The organism is Bradyrhizobium sp. Ai1a-2, assembly GCF_000426245.1.
GTDB lineage: Bacteria > Pseudomonadota > Alphaproteobacteria > Rhizobiales > Xanthobacteraceae > Bradyrhizobium.
The window spans coordinates 1-11947 of record NZ_AUEZ01000127.1 but is presented as its reverse complement, the minus strand read 5'-3'; the positions used below and the strand labels follow the sequence as shown (position 1 = coordinate 11947).

11 protein-coding genes and 4 pseudogenes are annotated in these 11947 nt (G+C 59.8%); all 15 read left to right on the top strand.

What is annotated here, in order from left to right:
• Positions 1-105: pseudogene (nifH, locus tag K288_RS51465) on the top strand (nitrogenase reductase); the annotation flags it as partial.
• Positions 106-228: 123 nt separating this feature from the next.
• On the top strand, positions 229-921 hold the full coding sequence (locus K288_RS0140300; protein WP_084800083.1) for a nitrogen fixation protein NifQ: 693 nt from the start codon (positions 229-231) through the stop codon (positions 919-921).
• 10 nt (positions 922-931) lie between these two features.
• On the top strand, positions 932-1375 hold the full coding sequence (locus K288_RS48305) for a transcriptional repressor (RefSeq protein WP_051335014.1): 444 nt from the start codon (positions 932-934) through the stop codon (positions 1373-1375).
• A 290-nt stretch (positions 1376-1665) separates the two neighbouring features.
• Complete coding sequence (gene nifV / locus K288_RS0140290) at positions 1666-2802, top strand: homocitrate synthase (RefSeq protein ID WP_027584504.1); 1137 nt, start codon at positions 1666-1668, stop codon at positions 2800-2802.
• A 259-nt stretch (positions 2803-3061) separates the two neighbouring features.
• Positions 3062-3403, top strand: a complete 342-nt coding sequence (gene nifW / locus K288_RS0140285; protein WP_027584503.1) for a nitrogenase stabilizing/protective protein NifW — start codon at positions 3062-3064, stop codon at positions 3401-3403.
• 4 nt (positions 3404-3407) lie between these two features.
• Complete coding sequence (locus K288_RS48300) at positions 3408-3848, top strand: hypothetical protein (protein WP_027584502.1); 441 nt, start codon at positions 3408-3410, stop codon at positions 3846-3848.
• Positions 3841-4596: pseudogene (locus K288_RS48295) on the top strand (nitrogen fixation protein FixA). The gene K288_RS48300 and the pseudogene K288_RS48295 overlap by 8 nt, the downstream one beginning before the upstream one ends.
• A gap of 13 nt (positions 4597-4609) precedes the next feature.
• Positions 4610-5728 (top strand): electron transfer flavoprotein subunit alpha/FixB family protein, encoded by a 1119-nt coding sequence (locus tag K288_RS0140270; protein ID WP_027584501.1) that lies wholly within the window; start codon positions 4610-4612, stop codon positions 5726-5728.
• Positions 5729-5740: 12 nt separating this feature from the next.
• Positions 5741-7048 (top strand): FAD-dependent oxidoreductase, encoded by a 1308-nt coding sequence (locus K288_RS0140265; protein ID WP_027584500.1) that lies wholly within the window; start codon positions 5741-5743, stop codon positions 7046-7048.
• Between the two features lie 36 nt (positions 7049-7084).
• The gene (locus K288_RS0140260) at positions 7085-7381 is read left to right on the top strand and encodes a ferredoxin family protein (RefSeq protein ID WP_027584499.1); all 297 of its coding nucleotides are present in this window, start codon (positions 7085-7087) and stop codon (positions 7379-7381) included.
• 355 nt (positions 7382-7736) lie between these two features.
• Positions 7737-7934: pseudogene (locus tag K288_RS54415) on the top strand (transposase); the annotation flags it as partial.
• A 12-nt stretch (positions 7935-7946) separates the two neighbouring features.
• Positions 7947-8078, top strand: a pseudogene (locus K288_RS54410) (transposase domain-containing protein); the annotation flags it as partial.
• Positions 8079-9946: 1868 nt separating this feature from the next.
• Entirely contained in the window at positions 9947-10150 is a 204-nt protein-coding gene (locus K288_RS53095; protein ID WP_152535921.1) for a hypothetical protein, read from the top strand.
• 635 nt (positions 10151-10785) lie between these two features.
• On the top strand, positions 10786-11373 hold the full coding sequence (locus K288_RS48285; RefSeq protein ID WP_027584497.1) for a GNAT family N-acetyltransferase: 588 nt from the start codon (positions 10786-10788) through the stop codon (positions 11371-11373).
• Positions 11374-11662: 289 nt separating this feature from the next.
• A partial coding sequence (locus K288_RS0140230; RefSeq protein ID WP_043162055.1) for an IS5 family transposase occupies positions 11663-11947 on the top strand: 285 nt, incomplete at its 3' end.

Genomic DNA, 11947 nt, shown 5'->3' with positions numbered 1-11947 from the left:
ATCTCGATGGACGAGCTCGAGGACATGTTGATGGAGCACGGCATCATGAAGCCGGTCGACGAGTCCGTCGTCGGCAAGACCGCCGCCGAACTCGCGGCCTCGTAGCGGGCGGCGAATGAATGCCGGCCTCCCGTCCCCTCTGGGAGGCCGGCGTTCTGGCGAAAGATTTTGGGGCGAGCACAGGATCCGGCGAAGTCGTTAAGCCATGTTCGAAGTACAATCGTTCCGATGAATGCCACCAGAGTGACTGGCGCGAGCAGCGCCTCGTATGCGAAAATTGCGACCTATCACCTGCTCACCGGCTGCCATCCCGCAGAAGCCGACATCAGTAGCGACAGCGATTTCGATCGCCACGTGCTGGCGTCCATTCTGGCTGCTGCGGCGATGGATGGGGGGCGGACTGTCGATAAGGCCGGCCTGTCCAGCGATGAGCTGGCGGCGTTACTGGAGCAGCACTTCCCGTCGATTCGGATCAAAGCGGAGGAGTGGCTTTTGCCTTTCAAGCCCAACGAGAACGACGAGGTCGTAATGTTGCGTGATCTTCTGCTCGCGCAACGGTCGACCGAAGGGGACACCGGCCGCTGGTTGGCTGCGATGATCGCGCGTCGCGCCATCGAGCCAAATCATTTATGGGAAGATCTTGGATTGCGCGATCGTGGCGAACTCTCCCGCTTATTGAGCCGTCATTTCGCGCCGCTCGCCGCGCGCAATGTCAACAATATGCGGTGGAAGCGTTTCTTCTATCGCACCTTGTGCGAGGACGATGGCCTCGCGATGTGTACGGCGCCGGTGTGCACGCAATGTAACGACTTCAACCTGTGCTTTGGCGATGAAAGCGGCGAGAGCGGGATGGCAGAGCGCCGGCGAGACGCACCGTTGCAGGCGGCTGCTCCGGTCACTGCCGGCGGCTGGTCTAGCTGAGGCGCGCCAGATGGATCGTCTGTTGGCGAGCCTTCCGCTCGATTACCGCACGGATCCCGCGGGCGCCAGCGAGGTGCAGGTGGACGCGGTCGAGCGCGATTTTAGCGGGCCACGTCCTGACGCTGGCAAGGATGTGCTGCTCAAGGCCGGGCTGCGCCCGACGCGCCAGCGCGTGATCTTGAGCGAGCTGTTGTTTGGCAGGGGCGACCGGCATGTCACCGCAGAGATGCTCTTTAGCGAGGCACACCAGGCCGGCTTTCCGGCCTCGCAGTCTAACATCTACAAGACTTTGAACCAGTTCGCGCAAGCGGGACTGTTGCGTCGGGTCGCTCCCGGCGGGTCGCGATCGTTTTTCGATACCAACACCAGGCCGCATCCGCATTATTATGTGCACGGAGAGGATATCCTGCTCGATATTCCCGAAGCCGATCTCCTGCATTGCGAATGCGCCTGAGGCGCTACCGGGCCACGAAGTCTCCCGCGTCGATCTGATCATTCATCTGCGCCGCAAGCGCAGTTGATCCCAAGCTATCGCGCCGGAGGTAAGCCGGCCGATCGGTTTTGCGACGCTGTCGCGTTTGCGACAAACGGAGCTGCCGCGAAAACCAACGCTTGCTCAGTGTGTTAGCTGGAATGCTGGGCGTGGCATGCGGGTTGCTGAAGCCTTCCTCGGCCAAGAGCCACAAGGAGCCCACAATGATCGCCGCCGCTACGAAACCCTCATGGTCCGACTCGGCTCGGACCATGCCCATCGTGCTCAATGACACGACGCTGCGCGATGGCGAGCAGGCCCCGGGCGTTGCCTTCACCACAGCGGAAAAGGTGGCGATAGCGCAGGCGCTGGCACGGGCAGGCGTCACCGAGATCGAGGCGGGAACACCCGCCATGGGGAATGAAGAGATGGCTGCCATCCGCGCAATTGTCGAGTCCGACCTGCCGCTCACCCCAATCGGCTGGTGTCGGATGCGTGTAGCCGATGTCGACGCAGCGATCGAGGCGAAGTTGTCTATGGTCAATGTGTCGATTCCGGCCTCGGACGTGCAGATTGCCGCCAAGCTTGGCGGTGACCGCCAACTGGCGCTGGAGCAGCTGAAGCGGGTGGTCGGTTATGCCCGTGAGCGGGGGCTTGAGGTCGCAGTCGGCGGCGAGGACTCCTCCCGCGCCGATGTTGATTTTCTCATCACGCTGATTGCAACCGCAAAGGCTGCCGGCGCGCGGCGCTTCCGCATTGCGGATACGCTCAGCGTGCTTGATCCCGACTCCGCCTCCGCGCTGATCGCGCGTCTGCGCGCGACGACCGATCTCGAGCTCGAATTTCATGGTCACGACGATCTTGGGCTCGCGACCGCCAATACGCTCGCCGCCATCAAGGGCGGCGCGAGCCACGCCTCGGTGACCGTCATCGGGTTGGGCGAGCGGGCGGGCAATGCGCCGCTGGAGGAAGTCGCGGTCGCACTCAAGCAGCTCTACGGGCGCGAAACCGGCATCGTGCTGCCGGAGCTAGAGAAGGTCGCTGCGGTCGTGGCAGCCGCGGCTACACGTGCGATTCCTCTGAACAAGGCGATCGTCGGCGAGCATGTGTTCACTCACGAATCCGGCATTCATGTCGATGGCTTGTTGAAGGATAAACGCACCTATCAGTCGCTCGACCCGCAATTGCTCGGCCGCTCCAATCGTATCGTGGTCGGCAAGCATTCGGGGCTGTCAGCGATCACCTCGCTGCTTAAAGAATTAGAGCTCGTCGTCAGCGCTGAGGAGGCGAAGCGGATCCTATCGCGGGTGCGTCAACATGCCGTCGAGCACAAGGGGCCGGTGCCGCAAGAAACCGTAGTGGCAATCTGGCGCGACGTCTGCGAACGATCGTTGACGCACTGCGCTTGAGGTGGGCCTATGTCCAGCATTTTTAGCGCTCGCCCCATTGGAGTAACTTCCGCGCGGGGACAGCCGTCGCTGCTCGCACTGATCCGCGACGACATTGCTTGTGTGTGCCTGTCACGCGGCGCGCATCGCCGTCCTGCTCGAACTGGACGCCCGATTGGGCCACATGCAGCGCCGTCTGCCCCGGCGGGCCTACCGTGAGACGACCAGCCTATCTCGAGTCCCAACTAGAGGCCGGCGGCCTAACCGAAGGAGATTTTCGATGAGCGATACACAACCGGCTGCCGGCATCCTCTACCGGCTCAATAAGGCCTGCTCGGCGGAGGATTTTTTTGCCCTCCTCGGTGTTGACTACGACCCCAAGATCGTCAACGTCGCGCGCCTGCATATCCTAAGGCGCATGGGGCAATATCTCGCCAAGGAACAATTTGCCGGCGCCGCGGAGGCGGAGGTCACGGCGCGGTGCAAGGCGGTACTGCAGAAGGCCTATGCCGATTTCGTCACGTCATCACCGATCGAGCAGCGGGTGTTCAAGGTTTTGAAGGATGCGGTTGCGGAACCCAAGAAGCCAGCGCCCTTCGTGCCATTGAGTGTGTTGAAGTAACCTAGTGGATCATTTCAGCGCGGTTTGCCCAACGCACGACATTGCGGCACGTCGCGCCGTCTTCCTGTTCATTCAGATCAACTCTGTGCAGCAACACGTAAAGCGGCGTTGTCGCATTCTTGACCATGTCGGAATCGTACTGTCGGCGATGTTACCGATCATCTTTATCAATTCCTCTCAAGCCATTGGCTTGACGCCGGATCTTCGAGCGCGCCGCAACTGGTACAACACTTGCTGTTCTCCGGCCAAGTCCGTTATTGACGCCGACCAGCGCGAAGTGCCGCCTTCCGAGATGTCAGTGGGAGCAAGACCAATGATGTTGCCGTTACTGCTTACCGCTCGCGCCAGCCTCATATTGTGGGTCACGGTTGCGGTGATGCCGTCCGAAATTGCGTTTGACGCCATTAGGGCTGGGGATGACCGGGAGATGGCCGCCAATGGGTAAGTCGCGTATCCACACTACCTCTGGAGAAGGTGTACACAGTGTCGTCCGGGTCAAGCAGGTCCCTGATTCCGTTCAGATCCGCGTGCACGGCGTAACCAGAACCATCATGTGTCAGGGTCTACCGTTCATCATCAATGCCAACAAGCTGTTCGCGCTGGATGCCCCGCTCGAATTTCGTGACAAGCTAGGCGGCGAGATCACCGTCTCACGATGGGGCGAGCGTCGGCCGAGGAGTCCTTACGCAAACCGCTCACATTCGGCGCAGACCCTGCGATGCTGCTCACCGAACACTTCCTTGACGGCGCCGACACGTTGGCCACGACTTACGCGCTCACGACCTCGATCCGGAAGATCGGTGAGGTGTTTGTCGCGCCCGATATCATGCTTACCTGTCAGCGGGCCATCGATGCTGAAGGCGGCGTGCAGGCGTTGCACACAGAGCTGTCGGATGACCATGCTGGACACGACCATCCATGTTCGCCGCGGTGTCATGGCCTACATCCTGTGCGCGGCGCGGGCGTTGGTCCTGAAATGGAGCACGCTGAAAGCCGGCGTCCAGGGGACCTCCAAATGCGGGCTGCGCGGCTCGCTGACGATCGTCAAGCACGTCTTTGCACCATCGCCTCGCGCCGCGAAGGCGGCGCCGGTGAAAGCCGCCGAGCAGCTGGGCGAGGCGCTGATCAAAACCATCTTCAAGCGGCAGCCCAAGCCACAAACCGATCTTCTGGCGCTAGCGTGCAGGTTCTGAGGGAGTTCAAATTATGAGCAACGTCATCAAAGCTCCCGCTTCAGCCGCAGGCGGGCGCGCAGCAGCCAAGAAAGAATTGCCGGAGCGCTTCAAGGCCTACAAGCATATCTGGGTCTTCATCGAACAGGAACGCGGTCAGGTGCATCCCGTCTCCTGGGAACTCATGGGTGCGGGCCGCAAGCTCGCCGATAAGCTGAAGGTCGATCTCGCCGCGGTTGTAATCGGCCCGGAAGGCGAGACCACCCGCACCGCCGCGGTCGAATCCTTCTGCTACGGCGCTGACCTTGTCTATCTCGTGGCCGACGATGTGCTGTCGGAGTACCGCAACGAGTCCTACACCAAGGCGATGACGGATCTCGTCAACATCTATAAACCCGAGATCCTGCTGCTCGGCGCGACCACGCTGGGCCGCGACCTCGCGGGCTCGGTGGCGACTACACTCCTCACGGGTCTCACCGCCGACTGCACCGAGCTCGATGTCGATGCGGATGGCTCGCTTGCGGCCACGCGTCCGACCTTTGGTGGCTCGCTTCTTTGTACGATCTACACCTTGAACTACCGACCGCAGATGGCAACCGTGCGCCCACGCGTCATGCCGATGCCCGAGCGCGTCGCACGCGATGCCGCCCGTATCATCACCCATCCGCTTGCTCTCTTCGAAGACGATATCGTCACCAAGGTGCTGTCGTTCATCCCGGACCGCGATTCGGAAAAATCCAATCTCGCTTACGCCGATCTCGTCGTTGCCGGCGGCCTGGGTCTGGGATCGCCAGAGAATTTTCAGCTGGTGCGCCAGCTCGCCGCTGTGATTGGGGCCGAATATGGCTGCTCGCGGCCACTGGTGCAGAAGGGCTGGGTCACCTCCGACCGGCAGATCGGACAAACCGGAAAGACGATCCGGCCAAAACTCTACATCGCCGCAGGCGTTTCCGGTGCGATCCAGCATCGGGTCGGCGTCGAGGGCGCGGACCTGATCGTCGCCATCAATACGGACAAGAATGCGCCGATTTTCGACTTCGCGCATATCGGCATCGTGACCGATGCGATCCTGTTGCTGCCGACGCTGACGGCCGCATTTCGTGCGCGGCTGTCGCCGCACTCGCGCGATCCCAAGCGAGCTAGCGCACAGTGAAAGGAGAGGCTCATGATCGAAGAACGATTCGACGCCATCGTGGTCGGTGCCGGTATGGCGGGCAATGCCGCGGCGCTGATCATGGCTAAGCGCGGCATGAACGTGCTGCAGCTCGAGCGCGGTGAATATTCAGGATCGAAGAACGTGCAGGGCGCGATCCTCTATGCCGACATGCTGGAAAAGCTGATCCCGGATTTCCGCGAGGAGGCGCCGCTCGAACGCCATCTGGTCGAGCAGCGGTTCTGGATGATGGATGATCGCTCCCATGTCGGCCTGCATTACCGCTCCGAGGACTTCAATGAAGAGCGGCCGAACCGCTATACCATCATCCGCGCTCAGTTCGACAAATGGTTTTCCTCGAAGGTACGCGAGGCCGGGGCGACCGTGCTGTGCGAGACCACCGTCACCGAGCTCGTGCAGAATGGCTATGGCAAAGTCATCGGGGTGCGCACGGATCGGCGCGATGGCGAGATCGGTGCCGACGTCGTGGTGCTGGCCGAAGGCGTTAACGGCCTGCTCGGCACGCGTGCGCGTCTGCGCGAGCGGCCTAAGCCCGACAAGGTGGCACTCGCGGTCAAGGAAATGCACTTCTTGCCACGCGAGACCATCGAGGCCCGTTTCAATCTCAGAGGTGACGAGGGTGTCGTGATCGAGGCGGCTGGCACCATTTCCCGCGGCATGACCGGTATGGGCTTCATCTATGCTAACAAGGAGTGCATCTCGCTCGGCATCGGCTGTCTCGTCGCCGACTTCCAGCGCACGGGCGAGACACCATATGGGCTGCTCGATCGCTTCAAGCGGCATCCATCTGTGGCCCGGCTGATCGAGGGCTCCGAGGTGAAGGAATATTCCGCGCACCTGATACCGGAGGGCGGCTACAAGGCGATCCCGCAGCTTTATGGCGAGGGCTGGGTGGTGGTGGGCGATGCGGCGCAGCTCAACAACGCCATTCATCGTGAGGGCTCTAACCTCGCGATGACCTCTGGCCGCATCGCGGCCGAAGCGATTTCCAGGGTGAAATCGCGCGGGGCTCCCATGAGCGCTCAGAATCTCACGCTCTACAAGAAGATGCTTGATGACTCCTTCGTGATCAAGGATCTGAAGAAATACAAGGATATGCCGACGCTGATGCACACCAATTCGCAAAACTTCTTTCTCACCTATCCGCAGCTGGTCTCCAGGGCCATGCAGAACTTTGTGCGCGTCGACGGCACGCCGAAGACCACGAAAGAGAACGTGACGCTGAAGTCCTTTGTTAATGCCCGGTCATGGACAGGTCTGTTCGGGGATGCATTCCGCTTCGCCCGCGCCTGGCGCTGATCAGCCAAAGTCGAAGCCGAATCAAGGAGCTCAAACATGACTATAGAGCGCTCAGTGCGCGTCGAGGATAAGCTGTTCTATAACCGCTATCTCGTTGACGTCGGCCGGCCCCACATCAAGGTGCGCACGCACGCTAAGCCATCGCCGCAGCTGCTTGCCCTTTTGAAAGCGTGCCCCGCGCGCTGCTATGAGCTCAGTGACAAGGGCCAAGTCGAGATCACCGTCGACGGATGCATTGAGTGCGGCACCTGCCGCGTCATCGGAGAGCCCAGCGGCGACATCGAATGGAGCTATCCGCGCGGGGGATATGGGGTGTTATTCAAATTTGGGTGAGCGCTGAACGACAGGCGGCGGTGATGGCCATTGATTGAGATGATCTCGCGGCAGATTCAGTTCCGTCTCGTATCGTTTGCGCGGAGAGACGGAATTCGCGCAAGACTCGAATTTGGGTGAGGGGACTCTCGGCGAACTCAGGTTCGTGCGTATCGATTCCATCATGTTGATCGCGGCGCTGCTCAGTCCGGAACGTCGTTGAGTGAAATCAAGAGACTAGCGCGCGATTACGACGCATTTCCGTCGATGTTGCGTCATGTCGCAAAACATTCGTAAGCGCTCCTTTCTACGCACCTATGCAGTTGAGCGCGGGGATGGGATGAGGTGTCCACCATGAGCGAGGTGGACACCATCGATGATCACTCCAGAAGAACCTTTGAGACTTGAGACGGTCGGCGTGTTGCGCAATGGCCGGCGTCGCTATGATCCGGCCAGCAAACAGCGGCTGGTCGAGGCCTGTCTGCAGCCTGGCGTGTCGCTGGCGGGGCTGGCGTTGCAACACGGCGTGAACGCGAACCTGCTGCGCAAGTGGGTGGCCAAGCGACAACTTCAGAACGGGGATGGCCAGCCCTATGCATGGCTACGTCACGCGCTCACCGAATTGCCCCAGCGCGCGCCAGACGCCGATATCGAAGATCTGTTGCCGTTCAACTGCACCGCTCAAAAAAACCTGCCAGCTGACAACGACAGCGGCTGACGGTCGAACGCTCAGGATCAATCAAGCCGTTCCGATGATCCCGCTGCGGCCCGGCGTCACGCGACACCGCGGCCAGCCGCGCGCGCAGCCTGTGCAGCAAAATGCGCGCTTACGCACTGAGAATGGTTGAGCGTGATTCGGGCGCATTGAGCGACAGTTCACGCGATCAGTGCGAGCTGAAAATCCTCGCTGAAATGCAGATGCCAGAAGGTATGTCAGTCCGCGCTGAAATCTTCCGTCCTGTTTGGCAGGGAAGGGAAACTCGTATCTTCGTAAGGGAATGGTTGCCCGCTCATGTGTCCTCCTGTTTGTCTCCCGCTCTGCATTCGTCATATGGCTTTGCGGGATTTACGTCGGCTTGAGGCGGCGAGTTGCCGTGCTTTCGTGCGACCAAGAGAAGGAGACGGCTCCGGCGCCGCGGCTTCGGAGGAACTTGCGGGCCGGAGCCGCCTGCTTGCTGCCGAGGATACCGGCGACCCCCGTTCGGAGGTCCGTTGGTGGCAGAAGCTCAAGTCAATTGCGACTCTCTAGGCGACAAGTGCGGACCTCCTGTCGCGCGTGGGTTATCTATTACTCAATGACGAATGTGTGTTGAGGCCCTCAAGTATCTTCGACCCTTGGCTGAACGATCTCGACCACGATTGCTGCGCAAAATCCAATTGGCACTTCAACGCTTCCAAAGGAGTTGTGCAGTCGGCAAGATCCTTGAGGTAAGTGGCCTGGTCCTGCAGACACGAAGCCGAAAATCTCAAGGCGTCCTTTGATGTCGATACGAATAGCTTGCTTGGCATCTCCCTGAGTGATCCGAGCCATTCGGGAGTCGAGAACCAGGCCTTCGAAGAAGCGTCCGTTTCACTCATAGAGCTACTCCTCACGATCGAAATCTGATTGCCGCATGTTATAGGGGGCGCAGCGGATGCTCCTAAGTGAGCGAATGCGATCGCGGTGGCACCCGCCCTAACATGCCATTTCATGCCGGTTGCGCTCAGAGAGTACAAGAGGTGGCCCAACGCAGAGCATCAAGGGCTGGGTACCTACATCACCGGTTGCTTGGTGATGCTGCCTTCAATGAAGCAAACAGCGTGCCGAACTGAATTGCGGCGCTTCTGCAAGCGCTTGATACAAGTATCTTCAAGAGGCTTGAATCGTGTGTCGCGTCACGTTGCGCGAATTGTCTCAAGGCCGACAATCGGCGCTGCGTGAAATCCGACAGAACAGCTTCGGCCCGGTCTGCAGTCGCGAGCGGAACGGCAGTCGCGGCTATATCTGGATGGGGTATAAGCTTCTCCAGTATCTGGATCCAGGCAGGAGGCGCCGGCGCGTGCTCAAGAGCGCTTCACCCGAGCAGATCGTGTAACGCCGGGGCTGGCCGCCGAGCCGCTCGCGAACCCGCGCTTTCAAGCCACCCGATCCGGACGCTTTGCCGCAAGCTCTTCGGGACTCCGCGGCCTCCAAGAGGTGTCGCATCCAGACACCTAAGCACCTCAAGGGCTTCACCAAAACAATCAAGATTCCGAGGGGCGCGCTCAGTTCGTCGGCCCAATGGGTGCGATATATTCGTCCTTGGCGTGGTCATCGACACCCGTCGATTGGCACGTCAATTGCTGGAACTTGGCTGCGGGAGAAGTCACCCTCCCGATTGTCGAGGATATCAATGTCAAACCTTAATTGGTTCTCATGGTTCGCTTTTCCCTTCTTTGCGCCACTCAGGGGGGCAGTGACTCAGGACATTGAAACGCATTTTCGCAGGGAAGATAAGGAGATGATCAAAGAGGTTGGCTTAGTCGAACAGTTCGACCCCCTTTCCCGAGCCACTATGGAACTTAAAAAGGCACCCCTGACGAAACGCAATAGCGGAGCTCGAAAAGATGGAAGGCAAGGTGAATAAGAAAAAAGTGTGTTGCGGCCCGGCCGCCGACCTGGAGGCTGAGCCCGCGTTGAACCGCCTGAAGGCCGTTAACCCCGCGCGCTATAACTCATTCGTTCGTGAGCATGAGGCGCGCGCGAGCTCTGGCAGCAATGCCGATCAGGCGACAGCCGGATCAGCCCAACAGAGCGAGGGCAAACTATGACCTCCTGAGCCAGCCTAAGTCTTACCGTCGAGTTTGGAAGACGTGGCGCGCGTGTTCTGTCGGTTTTGGAACAGATCACGCATCGTAGGTCTTTCGGGACTTTCAAGGAAGTTCAAGCGCATCTGTCTGATTGCCCAGCTTGACACGGCGATCGCCGAGACATCGAGAGCCGCCGGTGCACGTAATCACCGAGGTGCAGGAGATGCGGCGAACGCTCTTGGCTGCGGGCCAGTGGAGGCAATTGTCGAGCGCGCACCGTGACTTCTTCGCACTTGCAAACTCGAAAACGTCCTTGCGTCGTTTCTTTCGAGGGCTGTTGCAGGCTGCCGAACGGTGTCGACGCCGAGAAAGTCGAGCTTCCTTTAGGAAGAACAGGCTCCAGATGACGTTCCCAGACCCAGGAAGCACAGAAGCTCGCCAGGAAGATCCAGGCCAAGGATCACTCACTGAGGAGCCTTCGTCGCGAAGCCGCCGTCGACGGCAGCCTTCTAAGGCAGGAGGAAAGTGCGGACGGAAACCAAATGTATCCGACGAAACCTCCGTCGGTGCATCCCTTCTGCTCTCGTTCAGAGGCATCTGTCCTGTGTTCTACCCTTGTACCTCTGACGCCCAAATCGAGACTCGGAAACGACATCATGACAGCGGAGCCGAACATCAAATCTGCGCACGCAAACATTCGGGCAAGCACCGTCTGGACAATTGTGCTCGGCTTTGCGGCCGATCCGTTGACGCGTTGGAGTTGGCCTGACCCAAGTCAATATCTTAGGAGCATGCCTCAGTACATTAACGCCTGTGGCGGACGAGCATTCGAGCATGGGACAGCATACGTCACGGGAGGGATTCGCGCCGCGGCCCTGTGGCTGCCTCCTGGCGTGCAGCAAGATGAGGAGACGCTGGACGCAATCATGGCGCAGTCCCTGCGACCGGAAATCATCGAAGATATGGCGCACCTACGGCAGGGAATGGCCGAACATCATCCCCCCGAGCCACACTGGTATCTGCCTCTCATTGCCGCCGATCCGAACTGGGTCGGACAAGGGCTTGGCACATTGCTGATGAAATACGCTCTTCAACGATGTGATGAGGAGGGCATCGCCGCCTACCTCGAAAGTTCGAATCCAGAAAACATTCCCTTTTACCAACGTCACGGCTTCAGGGTCATTGGTGAGATACAACACGGCTCTTCGCCGCCGCTCACGCCAATGTTGCGGACGGCTTATTGAGCGGAATTCGGAGAAGCTTCGCACGCTCCACTCAACTTTGTTGTTCGGGACGCCCTGACTGCTGATCGTACTGGAGGTTCTAGCAAGCGGCTTACGGGAGCTTTCCTGCGGAGACGGCGAACTGTAGTCTCGCCAGAGTCGCGCCACCAACAAAGGCCGATTTGCCAGCTTTGAGGCAATTCCCAACAAACGTGACGCCCCGTGCGATTGCGGCCTCTAGGCGGTGTGGACTCTAAGGATTCCCTTTTAGTAGCAAATCAGATTCAAGGCTGCTTTTGGGGAGGCGGCCTTGGGTGTGATGGATCGTTTGGTTTTGAGCGACGCGGCGTGGGAGCGGATGGCGCCGCTGATCATAGGTCGTCCCGACCAGAAGGGCTCGACCGGGCGCGACAATCGGATGTTTGTTGAAGGCGTATTGTGGATCGTGCGTACGGGTTCTCCGTGGCGCGACCTTCCGGAAGTGTTCGGGGATTGGAACAGCGTATTTCGGCGCTTCAGTCGATGGAGCATCAAGGGCGTTTGGTGGCGGATCTTCGAGGCGATGTCCGATGATCCGGACTTCGAATATCTGATC